The organism is Variovorax sp. P4_B11, from assembly GCF_056402355.1.
The window spans coordinates 40,898-57,334 of sequence record NZ_JBFUHO010000006.1 but is presented as its reverse complement, the minus strand read 5'-3'; the positions used below and the strand labels follow the sequence as shown (position 1 = coordinate 57,334).

Here is a 16,437-nt window from a genome sequence, read left to right as displayed (position 1 = left end):
CATGCACGACTTCATCTACACCAGCCATGCCCAGCGCGTCGTGTTCGGCGCCGGCTCGCTCGCGCACCTGGCCCGCGAGATCGACGCGCTGGGCGCGCGCCGTGCCCTGGTGCTGTCGACGCCCGAACAACGCGGACAGGCCGAGCGCGTGGCCGCGATGCTCGGTGCGAAGGCGGCCGGTGTCTTCGATCGCGCCGTGATGCACGTGCCGATCGAGACCGCGCGCGAAGCCCGCGAGCTGGCGCGCAGGCTCGACGCCGACTGCGCGGTCGCGATCGGCGGCGGCTCGACCACCGGCCTCGGCAAGGCGATCGCGCTCGACTCGGGCCTGCCGATCCTGGCGATTCCGACCACCTATGCCGGCAGCGAGATGACGCCGATCTACGGCCTCACCGAAGGCGGCCTCAAGAAGACCGGCAAGGATGTGCGCGTGCTGCCGCGCACCGTGATCTACGACCCCGAGCTGTCGCGCACGCTGCCCGTGGGCCTGAGCGTGACCAGCGGCATCAATGCGATCGCGCATGCGGCCGAAGGGCTCTATGCGCAGGACAGCAACCCGGTGATGGACCTGATGGCGCGCGAGGGCATCGCCGCGATCGCGCGTGCCTTGCCGGCGATCCGCAAGCGGCCCGACGACATCGAGGCACGCGCCGATGCGCTCTACGGCGCCTGGCTTTGCGGCAGCGTGCTCGGCAGCGTCGGCATGGCGCTGCACCACAAGCTCTGCCACACGCTGGGCGGCAGCTTCAACCTGCCGCACGCCGAGGTGCACACGGTGGTGCTGCCGCATGCGATCGCCTTCAACGCGCAGGCCGCGCCGCGTGCGATGAACGACATCGCGCAGGCGCTGGGTGCGGCTTCCGCGCCCGAGGGGCTGCAGGCGCTGGCCCGCGACAACGGCGCGCCGGTGGCGCTCAAGGACATCGGCATGCGCGAGGCCGACCTCGACCGCGCGGCCGATCTCGCGGTCGGCAACCCCTACTGGAATCCGAGGCCCTTCGGCCCCGCCGAGCGCGATGCGATCCGTGCGCTTCTGCAACGCGCGTACGACGGCGATCCGCCGCGCTGACGGACGCCGTTCGACACCGGTTTGTGCAAAGAAGAGAAGACAGAAGAAGGAGACAACCATGACCCTCAATCGCAGGCAGTTCACCCAGGCCGCGGCCGCCCTGGCCGCCAGCGGCGCGGCGCCGCGGGTGTTCGCGGCCGACACGCTGAAGATCGGCTACGTGTCGCCGCAGACCGGGCCGCTGGCGCCCTTCGGCGAGGCCGACAAGTGGGTCATCGACCAGATGAAGACCGCCTTCAAGGACGGCATCAGCGTCGGCGGCAAGAAGGTCGCGGTGCAGATCGTGCTGAAGGACAGCCAGTCGAATCCGAACCGCGCCGGCGAGGTCGCCAACGACCTGATCCTGAAGGAGAAGGTCGCGCTGGTGCTGACCGCCGGCACGCCCGAGACCGCCAACCCGGTCAGCGATGCCTGCGAGCTCAACGAAGTGCCCTGCATCTCGAGCGTGGTGCCGTGGCAGCCCTGGTTCTTCGGCCGCAAGGGCGATCCGGCCAAGGGCTTCGCCTGGACCTATCACCTGTTCTGGGGGCTGGAGGATGTCATCGCCAACTTCACGAGCGGCTGGAAGTCCATTCCGACCAACAAGAAGGTCGGCGGGCTGTTCCCCAACGACGGCGACGGCAATGCCTGGGGCGACAAGGAGCTCGGCTTCCCCAAGCCGCTGTCGCAGATGGGCTTCACGCTGGTCGACCCGGGCCGCTTCCAGAACGGCACGCAGGACTTCAGTGCCCAGATCGCGGCCTTCAAGAAGGACGGCGTGGAGATCGTCACCGGCGTCGTGATTCCGCCCGATGCCAAGACCTTCCTGACGCAGGCGCGCCAGCAGGGCTTCCGGCCGAAGATCATCACGCTCGGCAAGGCGCTGCTGTTCCCGGGCGCGATCGATGCGCTCGGCGATCTCGGCGATGGCTTGTCGACCGAAGTGTGGTGGAGCCCGTCGCATCCGTTCACTTCGAGCCTGACGAAGCAGAGCGCCAAGGCGCTGGCCGAGGCCTACGAGACCGGCGCCAAAAAGCAGTGGACGCAGCCGATCGGCTTTGCGCACGCCCTGTTCGAGGTGGCGGCCGATGCGCTCTCCCGCGCCAAGTCGCAGAAGGCCTCGGACGTGCGCGACGCCGTGGCGGCGACCTCGCTGGCCACCGTGGTCGGGCCGGTCAAGTGGGGCGGGCAGGGCCCGTTCCGGAACGTCAGCAAGACGCCGCTGGTGCTCGGCCAGTGGGGCAAGGGCAAGAAGTACAAGTACGAGCTGACGATCGTCAACAACGAGGCGGCGCCGGACATCCCTGTCGGCGGCACGCTGCGGCCGATGCCGGGCTGAACAGCATGACGCTGCTCTCGCTGCAGGCCGTCAGCAAGTCCTACGGGGCGCTCAAGGTCACCGACGACATCACGCTCGCGGTGGCCGAGGGCGAGACGCTCGGCATCCTCGGGCCCAACGGCGCGGGCAAGACCACGCTGTTCAACCTGATCTCGGGCGACGTGCGCGTGGATGCGGGCCGGGTCGAGTACGAAGGGCGCGACGTGACCGGACTCAAGCCGCACCAGCGCTGCCATGCGGGCATCGGGCGCAGCTACCAGGTGCCGCAGCCCTTCGGCCACATGAGCGTGTTCGAGAACCTCGTGACCGCCGCGTGTTTCGGTGCGCAACAGCGCGAGCAGGAGGCCTGGCAGACGGCGCACGAGGTGCTGGCGCAGACCGGGCTGATGGCGCGCGCCAACCAGCCGGCCGGTGGACTCACGCTGCTCGACCGCAAGCGGCTCGAACTGGCGCGTGCGCTGGCGACCCGGCCGAAGCTGCTGTTGCTCGACGAGATCGCCGGCGGCCTGACCGAGCCCGAGGCGCGGCAGCTGGTCGAGGAGCTGCAGCAGATCAAGGCGCGCGGCGTGACCATGATCTGGATCGAGCACGTGGTGCATGCGCTGCTGTCGCTGGCCGACCGGCTGTTCGTCATCAACTTCGGGCAGAAGCTGGCGGAAGGCGAGCCGCGCGCGGTAATGAACGACCCGGAAGTGCGGCGGGTGTACATGGGGATCGAAGGATGACAGCCTTGCTTGCGACCGAAGGCCTCCAGGCTTTCTATGGTGATGCCCAGGCGCTGTTCGGCATCGACTTCGAGCTGCACGCCGGCGAGCTGCTGGCGATCATCGGTGCCAACGGGGCCGGCAAGACGACCTTCCTGAAATGCCTGGCCGGGCTGGTGCGGGCGCCACGCGAGGCGATCCGCTTCAAGGGCCAGCCGATCGGCGGCTTGCCGCCCGGCGAGATCGTGCGGCGCGGGCTGGCGATGGTGCCCGAGGGCCGGCGCCTGTTCCCGAGTCTCAGCGTCGAGGAGAACCTGCGCATGGGTGCGGCGAGCGGCCGCCGCGGTCCCTGGGACCTGAAGCGGCTGTACGAGATGTTCCCGATCCTGGCGCGGAAGCGCGGCGAGCCCGCCACTTCGCTGTCGGGCGGCCAGCAGCAGATGGTGGCGCTGGGCCGGGCGCTGATGAGCAACCCCGAGCTGCTGCTGTGCGACGAGCTGTCGCTCGGCCTGGCGCCGATCGTGATCCGCGAGATCTACGCCGCCATGCCGCGCATCACGGCCGAAGGCATGACGGTGGTGATCGTCGAGCAGGACGTCGGGATGGCGCAGCAGGTGTCGCAGCGCGTCTACTGCCTGCAGGAAGGGCGCGTGTCGCTCACCGGGCGCTCCAGCGAGCTCACGCGGGAGCAGATCTCGCAGGCCTACTTCGGGCTCGAGGCGCATGCGGAGGCGGCGCCATGATCGAGACCGTCATCCAGGGCCTGCTGCTCGGCGGCCTCTACACGCTGTTCGCGCTCGGCCTGTCGCTGATGTTCGGCGTCATGCGCCTGACCAATGTCGCGCAGGGCGACTTCATCATCCTGGCCGCGTTCGCCGCCATCGCCGGCGTCTCGCTGACCGGCAGCGCGCCGCTGTGGGTGCTGCTGGCGGTGCTGCCGATGGCCTTCTGCGTCGGTTACCTGCTGCAGCGCCACGTGCTCAACCGCACGCTGGGCAAGGATCCGCTGCCTTCGCTGGTCGTGACCTTCGGCCTCTCGATCGTGATCCAGAACCTGTTGCTGGAGCTGTTCTCGGCCGATCCGCGCTCGATCGAGATCGGCCCGCTGGCCACCGAGTCGCTGCGGCTCGGCGAATCGCTGGCGCTCGGCGTGCTGCCGCTGGTCATCCTGGCGGTGGCGCTGGCGGCCACGGCGGCGATGCAGTGGATGTTCGCGCGCACGCCGCTGGGCCGGACCTTCCGCGCGGTCTCCGACGATCGCGAGATCGCCGAGTTGATGGGCCTCAACGCGAACCGGGTCTATGCGCTGGCCACCGGCATCGCCTTCGTGCTGATCGCGATCGCCGGCGCGCTGCAGGGCATGCGCACCACGGTGTCGCCGTCGGACGGCCCGCTGCTGCTGCTGTTCGCCTTCGAGGCCGTGATCATCGGCGGCATGGGCTCGTTCTGGGGCACGCTGGCCGGCGCCATGATCCTCGGCCTTGCGCAGCAGATCGGCTTCCGGCTCGATCCGGGCTGGGGCATCTGGTTCGGCCATCTGGTGTTCCTCGCGGTGCTGGTGCTGCGGCCGCAGGGACTTTTTCCGAAGACGCGCGGCTGAGGCCGAAGAAATGGAACCGGTCATGAAGCCTCCGACATTCGACGTGGTGCGTGGCACGGCCGCGAGCCGCGCCCTGCTGTGGGCCGCCGCCGCAGGGGTGGTCGGCGCCGCCACGCTGCCGTTCTGGGGCGAATCGAGCTGGATGCGCGAATTCGTCGAGATCGCCTGCTACTTCATCTTCGCGATGATGTGGAACCTGCTGGCGGGCTACGGCGGCATGGTGAGCATCGGGCAGCAGGCCTTCTTCGGCTTCGGCGGCTACGTGATGCTGATGCTCGGCAACTTCGCCGGCGTCAATCCCTTTGTCGCGATCCCGCTCGGCGCGCTGGCGGCCGGGCTCATCGCGGTGCCGGTGTCCTTCGTCGCCTTCCGGCTCTCGGGCGGCTACTTCGCCATCGGCACCTGGGTGATCGCCGAGGTGTTCCGTCTCAGCTTCGCCAACGTGTCGGCGGTAGGCGGCGGCTCGGGCACGACGCTGACCGCCCTGCGCGGCATCGAGCGCGCGACCCGCGAGAGCGTCACCTACTGGACGGCGCTGGGCTGCGTGGTGGCGGCGGTCGCGCTGGTCTACCTGTTCCTGCGCAGCAAGCGCGGGCTGGCGCTGCTGGCGATCCGCGACAACGAGGTCGCCGCCGAATCGCAAGGCATCCCGGTCGCGCGCATGAAGCTCGCGGTCTATGTGGTGGCGGCCTTCGGCGCCGGCCTGGCAGGGGCGCTCTATTTCGTCGGCAACCTGCGCATCAGCCCCGATGCGGCCTTCAGCGTCAACTGGACCGCCTTCGCGATCTTCATGGTCGTGATCGGCGGCATCGGCCGCATCGAGGGGCCGCTGGTCGGGGCGCTCATCTTCTGGGCGCTGAACAAGTTCCTGAGCGACTACGGCACCTGGTACCTGCTCGGGCTCGGGCTGCTGGCGATCGTCGTCACCATCTTCTTCAAGCAAGGCCTCTGGGGCTACGCGCAGCAGCGCTGGGGCTGGTCGCTGTTCCCGACGCAGCGACGGCTGGTCGTGCAGGATGCGGCGGCCTCGAAGCGTTCGATGCCTGCCGCGCGTCCCCCTGAACTGGAGCTTCATCCCCATGCGAAACATCAATGAGAACACCATCACCGCCGCCGTGCTCGATCGCATGGCGGGGTGCGAGAACCCGCGGCTGAAGGAAGTGATGTCGGCGCTGGTGCGCCATCTGCACGACTTCGCGCGCGAAGTGAAGCTGACCGAGGCCGAGTGGGCCGCCGGCATCGAGTTCCTGACCGCGACGGGCCAGAAGTGCGACGCCAAGCGGCAGGAGTTCATCCTGCTGTCGGACACGCTGGGCCTGTCGATGCTGACCGTGGCGATGAACCACGCGAAGAGCGCCCAGGCCACCGAGGCGACCGTGTTCGGCCCCTTCCACGTGCAGGGCGCGCCCCGGCTGCCGCTCGGCGCCGACATCTCGGGCGGTGCCGCGGGCGAGCCGCTGTTCGTGCAGGCCACCGTGCACGGCCGCGATGGCGAGCCGGTCGCCGATGCCGAGGTCGATGTCTGGGAGGCCGACGCCGAAGGCTTCTACGACGTGCAGCGCCCGGGACTGGATCGCCCGCAGGGCCGGGCCGTCTTTCGCACCGACGCCGAGGGCCGGCTGTGGTTCCGCGGTGTGATGCCGGTGGCCTATCCGATCCCCACCGACGGGCCGGTGGGTGCGATGCTGCGGGCGACCCGGCGCCATCCGTGGCGACCCGCGCACGTCCACTTCATGATCCGGGCGCCGGGCTACGAGACGCTCATCACGCACGTGTTCCGCGAGGGCGACGACTACCTCGACAGCGACGCGGTGTTCGGCGTGCGCAGCTCGCTGATCGGCGATTTCGTCTCGCATCCCGCCGGCACCGGGCCCGACGGCAGCGTGCAGGCCGGGTCCTTCCACACGCTGGCCTTCGATTTCGTGCTGGAGCCTGCCGTTGCGCCCGGCTAAGGTGGCCATAATGCCCCGATGCACAGCCCCCGCCCGTCGACCCCTCCGCCAGCGGCGCTCGCGCCGCACACGCCGCTGCCGGCCTACTACGGCGACGAGGCCGAGCACCAGCAGTTCCTGCGCCGCATCTTCGACGACACCGCGCCCGACTACGACCGCATCGAACGGGTGCTGGCGCTCGGCTCGGGGCCCTGGTACAGGCGCTCGGCGCTGCAGCGCGCCGGGCTCTCGGCCGGCGCGCAGGTGCTCGACGTCGGCATCGGCACCGGGCTGGTCGCCCGCGAAGCGCTGACGCTGATCGGCCCGCGCGGGCAGCTGGTCGGCGTCGACCCCAGCCCGGGGATGATGGGCCAGGTGGCACTGCCGGGCGTCGAGCTGGTGCGCGGCCGGGCCGAGGCACTGCCGCGGCCCGATGCCAGCAGCGACTTCGTCAGCATGGGCTACGCACTGCGCCACATCGCCGACGTGAACGCGGCCTTTGCCGAGTTCTTCCGGGTGCTGCGGCCGGGCGGCCGGCTGCTGGTGCTGGAGATCACCAAGCCTTCGGGCCGCGTCGGCACGGCGGTGCTCAAGGGCTACATGCGCGGCGTGGTGCCGTTGATCGCCAGGGTGGTGGCGCGCGGGCACGACACGGCCGAGCTGTGGCGCTACTACTGGGACACGATCGAGGCCTGCATCGCGCCGGAATCGGTGCTGGCCGCATTGCGCGCCGCCGGCTTCGAGGACGTCCAGCGGCATGTCGAACTCGGCGTCTTCTCGGAGTACAGCGCGATCAAGCCGGGTTGAGCGGGCACGATCAGCGCCGGTCGTCAAGCGATGAGGGATGCGCCGAAGCGCGCAATCAGTTACAAACCCACCCGGGCGCGCGGGGCACGCACGCCTTCAACCAGGAGCGGAACCATGGCAGTGGGACAGGGGGGCGGGGTGCGCGGCATCGAGGGCGAAGCGACAGGGGGGGCGCGTGCAGGTCACTGAGTCGATCTATCGCTTCGACCGCGTCGAGTTGAATCCTGCCAGCCGCGAATTGCGGGTGGACGGCGAGCCGGCCGCCCTCGGCGCCCGTGCCTTCGATGTGCTGCTGGCGCTGATCACGCACCGCGAGCGCATGCTGACCAAGAACGAGCTGCTCGACCTCGTCTGGCCCAACCTCGTGGTCGAGGAGAACAATCTCCAGGTCCAGGTGAGCGCGCTGCGCAAGCTGCTCGGCGCCAAGGCCATCGTGACGGTGCCCGGACGCGGCTATCGCTTTGCCGCCGTGCTGGACGACTCGTCCCCGGCCGATGTCCGCGCGCCTGCGGTGGCCGCGCCGGCCTCCCCGGCGTTGCAATCCGAGCTGGGAAACCTGAATGCGGCGCTCCCTCCCTTGCTGGGCCGCGCCCAGGATCTGGCGCGGTTGCGCGATCTGGTGCGCGAACACCGGCTGGTCAGCCTGCTCGGGGCGGGCGGCATCGGCAAGACCAGCCTGGCCCGGGCCCTGGCCCGGGAGCTGGCGCATGGCTTTCGCGATGGCGCCTGGATGGTCGAGCTGGCCCACGTCACGGAGCCTGCTGCCGTGCCGGGCGCGGTGGCCCGGGCACTGCGCATCGGATTGCCCGGCCATGCCGATCCGGCGGTCGAGCTGGCCGAGCGCCTGCGCGGCCGCGAACTGCTGCTGCTGGACAACTGCGAGCACCTGATCGATGCCGCCGCGGCGCTGGTCGGCCATCTGCTGGCGGCCGTGCCCGAACTGCACATCCTCGTCACCAGCCAGGAGCCGCTGCGGCTGGCCGCCGAGCAGTCGATGCGGCTGGGCACGCTGGCCGTGCCGGTCGACGCCGACTCGGCCGACGCTGCGGCCCATGGGGCGCTGGTCCTGTTCGCGGCGCGCGTCGGCGCGCTGCAGCCGGGCTTCCGGCTCGACGATTCCAATCTCGAGGCCGTGGTGGACATCTGCCGCGCGCTCGACGGCATGCCGCTGGCACTGGAGCTCGCCGCCGCCCGGGTGCCGCTGCTCGGCGTGCACGGGGTGCGGCAGCACCTGGGGCAGCGCCTGCGCATCCTCAACAACGGCGCCCGGGATGCTCCGTCGCGCCACCGCACGCTGCGCGCGACGCTCGACTGGAGCCACGCGCTGCTGAGCCCGCTGGAGCAGCAGGTGTTTCGCCGGCTCGGCGTTTTCGTCGGCGGCTTCGGCCTCGAGCTGGCGCAGCAGGTGGCGGCGGACGACAGCCTCGATGCCTGGACCGTGCTCGACCTGCTCGGCAACCTGATCGACAAGTCGATGGTGGTGCTCGAAGCCGGCGCCACGCCGCGCTACCGGCTGCTCGAGAGCGCCCGCGCCTATGCGCGCGAGGGGCTCGAGGCGGCCGGCGAATGGGAGCGCCTGCGCGAGTGGCACGCGCGCTGCGTGCGCGCGGCGATCGACCGCCCGGCGCGGGCCGGACGCACGGGTTTCGAATCGATGGACCCGTGGGTGATGGCCTGCATCCCGGAGATCGACAACCTGCGCAGCGCCATCGAATGGGCCTGCGGCGAGGGCGGCGACGCGGCGCTGGCCCTCGAGTTGGTGAACATCGCGGCGGTGCTCATGTACCAGGCCGGGCGCTATGGCGAGGGCGTGCGCTGGATGCGGATGGCCGAAGCCCTGGTCGGCGACGACACCCCGCCATTCGTTGAGGCCGATTTCCACATGGGCCTGGCGATGGTCGGCCTGCACGGCGGCGTCAGCGCCCAGGAGCGCATGACGCTGCTGGCGCGCACGCGCGCCATCTTCGAGCAGGAACTGGCGCAGGAGGAGGCCCAGGGCCGCCTGGTGATCGCCCTGTGCATGAGCGCCTACGTTGGGGCGGTGACGGCCGACTTCGAAGGCGCCGAGCGCCATCTCGCCCGGGGCCTCGAGTTGATCGAGCAGCCGCACCTGCATGGCTTCCGCGGCCTCTGGCTCTACAACTGCGGCATGGTCCGGCGCTACCAGGGACGGACCGAGGAGGCGCTGGCCGCCTTTGCCCAGGCCCTGCCGCTGGTGCGCGCCGGCGGCGATGCGCGCGTCCTGTTCTACGTGCTCAACAACCTGGCCGCGCTGCACCAGGAGATCGGCCATGTCGACGAGGCGGTGGACCAGTTCCGCGCCATGATCGAGCATCTGCGTCGCTCGCCGATGACCGATGCCCAGATGATGGCCTTTGCGCTCAACTGGTACGCGCATGCCCTGACGGTGCAGGGCACGCTGTCGGAGGCCCAGGCCCAGGTCATGCAGAGCCTGCCGCATTGCCGTCGCTCGCTGGGCCTGCGCCATTTCGCGGGCATGCTGGCCCTGCTGGCGGCGCGGCAGGGCCGTTTGCGCGACGCCGCGCGGATGGTCGGCTGCGACGATGCGGCACGCGCGCGGCGCGGCGAGGTGCGCAGCCAGACCGACACCCGCATGCTCAATGCCACGCTGGCCCTGGTCGGTGCCGTCCATGCACCGGCCGAGGTGGCGGCCTGGCGCTTCGAGGGTGCCGGCCTCGACGAGGATGCCGCCATCGCGCTGGCCTCGGCCGGCCTCAGAGCTTTGCCGGCCTGACACCTTCGAGTTGCGCGATCAGCGTCGGGAAGATGTCGCGCGCGGCGTTGCGGCCGACGAACAGGTCCATGTGCGCATAGCCCTCGAACACGTGGCGGGTGTAGAGCGCCGGGTCGTTGTGCCTCGATAGCCAGGCCTGCGTGCGCATGGAGGTCTCGGGAAAGAACAGCTGGTTGCCGGCGCCGGCCACGAAGCTGATCGGCAGCGCCAGCCGCGGCGCGTTGGCCGGCGTCACGTAGACGTCGCGGCCTTCGCTGTCGACCGCCTTGGCGCGCTGCATGATCAGGCTCAGGTGCTCGAAGGGATGCAGCGACACGCTGCCGAACATCTGCGCCAGCGCGGTGTGCGTGGCGTGGTTGAGCTGCGCGTGCGCATACGAGGCGCCGAAGATCGAGAACACGCGGTGGCACAGCGGGTTCTTGCATTCCTCGCCGGCCGGCACCGGCACCTTCCAGGCCAGCGTGTCGATCTCGCGGTCGAGGTCGGTGCTGCCGGGCACGCTGTCGAAGCGCCCGTCGAGCGGCGCATAGTTCTCGAGCACCCGGGCCAGGCCGATGTCGGCCTTGGCGTCGTTCAGCCAGCCCGTGACCGGGTGCAGCGTGAGCTGCGAAGACACCAGCGAGCGCACGCCGGTCATGCCGGCCAGGAGCGCCATCAGCAGGCTCATCGAGCCGACGCAATGGGCGATCGCCTGCAGGTCCTTCGCGCCGGTGGCCTGCAGGATGAAGCGCACCGCGGCCGGCCAGTCGGTGCGCGCGATGTCGTCGATCGTGAAGGGCGCGATCGGGCTGCCGGAGTCGGGGCTGGCCCGGTAGTCGAACAGCCAGACGTCGTAGCCGCGCTCGCAGAGCGCCTCGACCAGGTTCTGGTCGACGGTGTCGGTCGCGAACGAGGAGGCCCGCACCGAGAAGCCCGGCGCCAGCACCACCGGCCCGAGCGTGCCGCCGGTGTAGCGCGTGAGCCTGATCCGGAAGCCGTCGCCGACATCGACGTGGTGCACCACCGGCGCCGGTGCGCGCAAGGCGCGGCGCGGGATTTGCGCCAGGTCGAGCGCCGGGAAGTTGTGGAGGTCGGCGAGCAGCCCGCCATAGGCGCGGAACAGCGTCATGCCGAAGAAGGCGCCGAACTTGGCGAGGTAGGCGCTGGCGATGGCCTTCTGCGCCGCCGGTACGTGGGCTTCGATCACGCCGGGCAGGCTCGGCGGTGGCTTCATCTCGAGGCTCGAGCCTTGCCACAGCAGGTCCTCGAGGTCCAGCGTCAGGATGCCCTGCGCCAGCAGCGAGCCGGTCATGCCGTCGCCGTCGTAGACCCGCACGAACAGGGTCGTGGTGTCGGTCCACGGCGAGGAACCGGGCCGCTGGTGCAGCACCTTGTGGCCCTTGAAGCGCAGCCGCGAGTCGCCGCGCCGAAGCACCATTTCGTAGGTCATGGTCCAGGTCTCGACCCGCTGGGCGTCGGCCGGCAGCAGGTGGAACACGCCGCTGGCCACCGGCATCGGCTCGCTCCACAGCGCCGGGCAGGTCACGCTGCCGGTGATGCGGGCCGGATGCGTCGGGTCCGAAACCATCTGGTGCAGGTCGCCGGTGTGGATCGTGAGCTCGAAGCGCATGGCCTGGCCCCGCGCCTTGCCCCAGGTGCAGGCGAGCTCGTAGTCGCTCGCCAGCCGCTGCTGCGCGCCGCTGCGCGGCAGCACCGCCTCGGTGCTGATCCAGCCGTGCATGGTCTCGGTGAACTGGAAGCTCGGGCTCAGCAGCGCCGGGTCCCTCCGGATGACCTCGCTGATCGCGTCCTTGGCGAGCGCGATGGCGGTGGCCTCGACACCGTCGACGATGCGCCGCAGCAGTCCCGGCGGCGGTGGCGCGGCGGTGGCCGAGGCCGGCAGTGGCGCGCGCGGCGCCAAGCCGAGGTCCAGCGCCCAGCCGCGCTGGTCGCACAGCAGCTGGCAGGCGCGCTCGGCCAGCGCAGTGATGGTCAGCAGCGGGTTGACGCCGGCCGCGCCCGGCAGTACCGCGCCGTCGCAGACGTAGAGGCCTTCATGCACCGCCTGGCCGTCGCGGCCCGCGAACACCTGGCTCCGGTGGTTGACCACGCCGTCGGCGGCGCTGTCGCCCATGCCGCATCCGCCCAGCGGATGCACCGTGATCAGCTTGCGGCCCAGCGCTTCGCTCCACAGCGGGTTCGGGATGAACTGGCCCTGCACCGCCTCGTTGGCCGCCTGCAGCCACTGGTTGTCCTTGGCGATCACCGGGCTGGCCCCGGCCTCGGGCCAGTCGATGCGCAGCCGGTCGTCCCGCAGGCGCAGCGTGCCGCCGGCATCGTCCACGCTCATCACCAGGTAGGTCTGGGTGCGTGCCACCGCGCCGGTGTAGGCCGCCATGGCCAGGCCGCCGGGGTTCTGCACCGCCTCGCTCATGGCCTGTGCGTCGAGCAGGCGCGACTTGGCCTCGGCCACGCCGTAGGCGAATTCGCCCCCCTTCATCGCATCGGCGAAGAACAGGGCCGGCGTCAGCATCGACGCCAGCGCGCCGGGGATCACGCCTTCCTCGATCACCAGGCCGTCGCCCACCTCGGGCGCGTTGCGCAGGTCGATCACGCCGGTGATGCAGGGGCCGGGCATCTGCTGCGGCGCCAGCTTGCTGCGGCCGGCGCCGACGCCGTGGATGCTGCTGCGGACTGCGTTCCCCTCGGCGTCGGGGGCGGTCCGCCAGTGGGTGTCGAAGCCCAGCGCCAGCACGTCGCCGTTGCCGGAGAAGCGCGTACCAAGCCGGTCCGACAAGGGCAGGCCATGCGCGCGCGAGCGCAGCAGGATCTCGGTCGAGCCCAGCGCCCCGGCGCCGAGCATCACCACGTCGGCGGTCACGCTGCGTGGCGCGGTCGACGCCGGCGCGGCCTCGCCGCGCAGCGCCACCGGGTCGAAGACCACGCGCCAGCGATCGCCGTCGCGCTCGACATGGCTCACGCGCGCGCCGGTGAAGATCTCGGCGCCATGGTTCGCCGCGTCCGGCAGGTAGTTCATCAGCGTGGTGTTCTTGGCACCCACGTTGCAGCCGCTGGTGCAATCGCCGCACAGGTTGCAGCGCGGCTGGGGGACGCCGAAGGGGTTCAGCTGGTCGACGAAATTGACCGCGATCGGTGGCCGCATGAACGGCTGCTTCATCGCCTGGGCCGATTTCTCGAGCGCTTGCAGCTTGTTGAGCGGCGGGTAGTCGTCGGGGTAGGGCGAGGGATCCAGCATCTGCCGGGCGCGCGCGATGTAGGGGTCGAGCAGTGCCGGTTCGCGGCGGAAGGGCTCGGGCCAGGGCGTGGCGCCGAACAGCCGCGGATCGATCTCGAGGGCCACGTTGGCATTGATCAGCGAGGTGCCGCCAAGGCCGCAGCCGACCATCGCGAGCATGTCGTCGTTGAGGTGCAGGTTGTAGAGCCCGTCGGCGGCGCCGAGCTTGCCGCGCGCGCCGTCGACCTGCATGTCGGCCCCCGCGCCGGCCATGTCGTCCGGGTAGTCGCCGGGCAGGATCTCGCGGCCGCGCTCGAGCACGCAGACCGACTGGCCGGCGCGCGCCAGGCGCGAGGCGGCGACGCCGGCGCCGTAGCCGGAGCCGACCACGACCACGGTGTAGTGGGAGGCCAGCTGCTCGAGCGGCCGTGCGATGCGTTTCATCATGGGGCGGGATCCTCGGCCCGGGCCGAGGCGTGGAAGAACTTGTCGAGCAATTGGGCGGCGCGGTCTTCGGTGGCCTGCCGGGCCGCGCGCGAGAAGGCTTGCCAGGCGGGCGCCGTGCGTTCGAGCCCGGCGGCCAGGGCGGCCAGCATCGGGTTGTCGCGGTCGCGGAAGCCGCCGACGCCCTGCGCCTGCACCGGTGCCATGCGGGCGTTGACCGGGTCGTTGAAGAGCCGCAGCGACGCGAGGTTGAGCGCCTCGTCGATGAACACCGCCGCAGCGCCCTGGGTCGAGGCCATGGTCGGCTGGTCCATCACCCAGCCCCCGGTGTTGAAGACCCGCACGGGCCGGTCGAAGCCGGCCACCGGCAGTTCGTCCTGGAACGGCTTGTGGGTGTGGCCGAAGACGAAGGCGAGGTCGAGCCCGGACGGCCGCAGGCCGGCGTGCTCGAGCTGCAGCTTGACCGGGCCCGACAGGAACCAGCGCAGGTCGGCGACGTCGCTGGCGGTCATCAGCTCGAGGGTGCTGTCGCGCTGCGACTGCGCGCCCCGGCCGAGCGTGACATCGAGCGCGCCCAGCAGCAGCTGGTCGAGCGTGATCCCCTGCACCGTCGGCATCTTGCCGCTGACGCCGAAGCGCTGGCCGAGCCGGGCCACGAGCAGGGCCGACAGGCGCTGCGCGAAGCGCTGCGAGGCGCCGGCGTCGCGCATCACCTCGTACAGCGTGGTCGCCTCGGTGCCGGTGGCGCCGGCGCTGCCGAGGTCCGACCACAGGAAGTCGACCCAGGCGCCGTTCTGGGTCTCGAGCTGCGCCATCGAGGCCGGGCCGCGGCCGTGGTGGCCCGGCGTCTGCGCATCGAGGGCCGAGACCACGCGGTACATCGGGTCCACGTAGTGGCCGTGGTGCAGCACCACGCAGCGCTGGCGGTCGGCATCGAGCAGGCCGAGGTTGGGGTAGGCGATCTCGACCCGGGTCTCTTTCAGGGCCGGATGGCGGTTGATCAGGCCGGTCAGCATCGGCGACTGGATGCCGCTCGCATCGGGCGCCTGGAACAGCGGCGTGTGCGCGATCAGGTCGCTGTCGATGCGGCCTTCGCCCAGGCCGTCCTGGAAGTGCTGGTCCTGGGCGATGCGCCACAGGTGGTGGTCGTGGTTGCCCGGCACGCAGAGCACGCGCGGCGCGAACAGCGGCCGGTCGCCGTCGAGCATCACGGCCTCGACGAAGCAGCGGAAGGCGGCGGCGACGCTGCCCATAGGCGACAGGCCCATGTCGAGCACGTCGCCGAGCAGGATCAGCGTCGGCGGCGGGCCATCGCCGAGCGTGCCGAGCAGCTGGCGCAGGGCCTGGCCCAGTGCCGCCAGTGTGTCGCTGGGGCGGCTCGGGTCGGGCTGTCCCTTGGCGTCGGTCGATGTGAGGGTGCTGTAGCCGGCACCGAGGTGCAGGTCGGACAGGCAGACATAGCGGGGTCCGACTCCGGCGCTCATAAGGCAAGGGCTCCGGGGATCAGGGGGGCGGCAATCCCGTTCATGTTCGCTTCCATTCGATTCAGGGCAATCGGTGCCCGGCATCGAGTGTGACCGTTGCCGCCCGGGGCGTCCTGAATCCGTCCTGAAGCGTGCTGAATCCGGTGCGCGCATTCAGCACGCTTCAGCACGCCTTAAGGACTGCAAGGCCTGGCGGCGAGAACCTTGGGCTTCCTCCACCAGCCGCCCAAACGCCATGCGCCGACCGCACACTTCCCCCGCCGCTGCCATCGCCGCGTCGCTGCGTGCCGTCGGCCAGCCGCGCAGCGCGATCCTGCGCAACGGCGTGCGGGCCCGGATCCGTCCGCTGCGCCTGGACGATGCGCGCCGCTTCGGCGACTTCGTCGGCAAGCTCTCGGAGGCCTCGCGCGATGACCGCTTCCATGGCGACGTCGGCGATTGCACGCCGTTCACGCTGCAGCAGCTGGTCTGCGTCGACGGCGTGCGCCACGTCGTCTTCGTCGCCGCGCTCGCGCTGGCCGATGGCGAGGAGCTCATCGGCGAGGTGCGCTACCGCGTCGGCGACGAACCGGGCTGCGCCGAAGTGGCGATCGCCGTCGTCGATGCCTGGCAGGGCCAGGGCCTGGCCGACCAGCTGATCGACTGCCTGCTCGAAGCGGCCCACGATGCCGGCCTGCGCCGGCTCTACGGCGAGGTGCTGGCGGCCAACACCCGAATGATCGGCTTCCTGCACCGCATGGGCTTCCAGACCTGCTCGCAGGGCTCCAGCGGCGACCTGCTTCGCCTCGAGCGCGGCGTGTCGCCGCGCCGGCCACAGGGCGCCCGGGGCCTGCCCGGGGCCTTGCGCCGCTGGCTGATCGGCCAGTTCGCACTGGGGGTCCAGTCGCCGTTGAAGACGCCATGACGACCGACCGGAGCATCCCGCCGGCGCCGCCCGGAAGGTCGGCCGGCTAGAGCCCGCCGGCGGCCTGCTTGCGCTGGACGATGCGGTTGCGCGTCGGCCGGGCGCATCGTGACGGCGGGGTGCCCGCGCCGCAGGTCCGTGTTTGTCCGGGGTCCGCGGCCTGGGATTCCGTGCGGTTTTGCACGGGTTCGGCGGCAGAATCGGGCT

The 16,437-nt window shown here is 70.9% G+C and carries 12 protein-coding genes; 10 read left to right on the top strand and 2 right to left on the bottom strand.

The features are described from left to right. Nucleotide 1: 1 nt before the first annotated feature. The 9 genes from AC1DYD_RS08450 to AC1DYD_RS08410 all read left to right on the top strand — a co-directional run bounded on the left by AC1DYD_RS08450 (nt 2) and on the right by AC1DYD_RS08410 (nt 10,184). Complete coding sequence (locus AC1DYD_RS08450) at nt 2-1,069, top strand: maleylacetate reductase (RefSeq protein WP_478172303.1); 1,068 nt, start codon at nt 2-4, stop codon at nt 1,067-1,069. A gap of 58 nt (nt 1,070-1,127) precedes the next feature. Further along, nucleotides 1,128-2,387: an ABC transporter substrate-binding protein gene (locus AC1DYD_RS08445; RefSeq protein WP_478172302.1), complete on the top strand. Its 1,260-nt coding sequence runs from the start codon at nt 1,128-1,130 to the stop codon at nt 2,385-2,387. A 5-nt stretch (nt 2,388-2,392) separates the two neighbouring features. Further along, the gene (locus tag AC1DYD_RS08440; protein WP_478172301.1) at nt 2,393-3,112 is read left to right on the top strand and encodes an ABC transporter ATP-binding protein; all 720 of its coding nucleotides are present in this window, start codon (nt 2,393-2,395) and stop codon (nt 3,110-3,112) included. Continuing rightward, nucleotides 3,109-3,834 carry an ABC transporter ATP-binding protein gene (locus tag AC1DYD_RS08435; protein WP_478172300.1) on the top strand — a complete coding sequence of 242 codons (726 nt, stop codon included), beginning with the start codon at nt 3,109-3,111 and terminating at the stop codon, nt 3,832-3,834. Before AC1DYD_RS08440 ends, AC1DYD_RS08435 begins: the two co-directional genes overlap by 4 nt. Beyond that, complete coding sequence (locus tag AC1DYD_RS08430; RefSeq protein ID WP_478172299.1) at nt 3,831-4,691, top strand: branched-chain amino acid ABC transporter permease; 861 nt, start codon at nt 3,831-3,833, stop codon at nt 4,689-4,691. Before AC1DYD_RS08435 ends, AC1DYD_RS08430 begins: the two co-directional genes overlap by 4 nt. A 22-nt stretch (nt 4,692-4,713) precedes the next feature. Further along, complete coding sequence (locus AC1DYD_RS08425; protein ID WP_478172298.1) at nt 4,714-5,787, top strand: branched-chain amino acid ABC transporter permease; 1,074 nt, start codon at nt 4,714-4,716, stop codon at nt 5,785-5,787. After that, nucleotides 5,771-6,643, top strand: coding sequence for an intradiol ring-cleavage dioxygenase (locus tag AC1DYD_RS08420; RefSeq protein WP_478172297.1), 873 nt, complete (start codon nt 5,771-5,773; stop codon nt 6,641-6,643). Before AC1DYD_RS08425 ends, AC1DYD_RS08420 begins: the two co-directional genes overlap by 17 nt. Nucleotides 6,644-6,661: 18 nt before the next feature. After that, nucleotides 6,662-7,429, top strand: a complete 768-nt coding sequence (locus AC1DYD_RS08415) for a class I SAM-dependent methyltransferase (protein ID WP_478172296.1) — start codon at nt 6,662-6,664, stop codon at nt 7,427-7,429. A gap of 175 nt (nt 7,430-7,604) precedes the next feature. After that, nucleotides 7,605-10,184, top strand: coding sequence for an ATP-binding protein (locus AC1DYD_RS08410; RefSeq protein ID WP_478172295.1), 2,580 nt, complete (start codon nt 7,605-7,607; stop codon nt 10,182-10,184). Here the strand turns inward: AC1DYD_RS08410 and AC1DYD_RS08405 are convergent. Together AC1DYD_RS08405 and AC1DYD_RS08400 are read right to left on the bottom strand one after the other, a co-directional pair. Next, nucleotides 10,165-13,845, bottom strand: coding sequence for an alpha/beta fold hydrolase (locus tag AC1DYD_RS08405; protein ID WP_478172294.1), 3,681 nt, complete (start codon nt 13,843-13,845; stop codon nt 10,165-10,167). The two genes, AC1DYD_RS08410 and AC1DYD_RS08405, sit on opposite strands and share 20 nt — an antisense overlap. Further along, nucleotides 13,842-15,326, bottom strand: a complete 1,485-nt coding sequence (locus AC1DYD_RS08400; RefSeq protein WP_478172293.1) for a metallophosphoesterase — start codon at nt 15,324-15,326, stop codon at nt 13,842-13,844. Before AC1DYD_RS08400 ends, AC1DYD_RS08405 begins: the two co-directional genes overlap by 4 nt. A 235-nt stretch (nt 15,327-15,561) precedes the next feature. On the opposite strand from AC1DYD_RS08400, the gene AC1DYD_RS08395 reads away from it, so the two are divergent. Further along, entirely contained in the window at nt 15,562-16,230 is a 669-nt protein-coding gene (locus AC1DYD_RS08395) for an N-acetyltransferase family protein (RefSeq protein WP_478172292.1), read from the top strand. Nucleotides 16,231-16,437 lie beyond the last annotated feature (207 nt).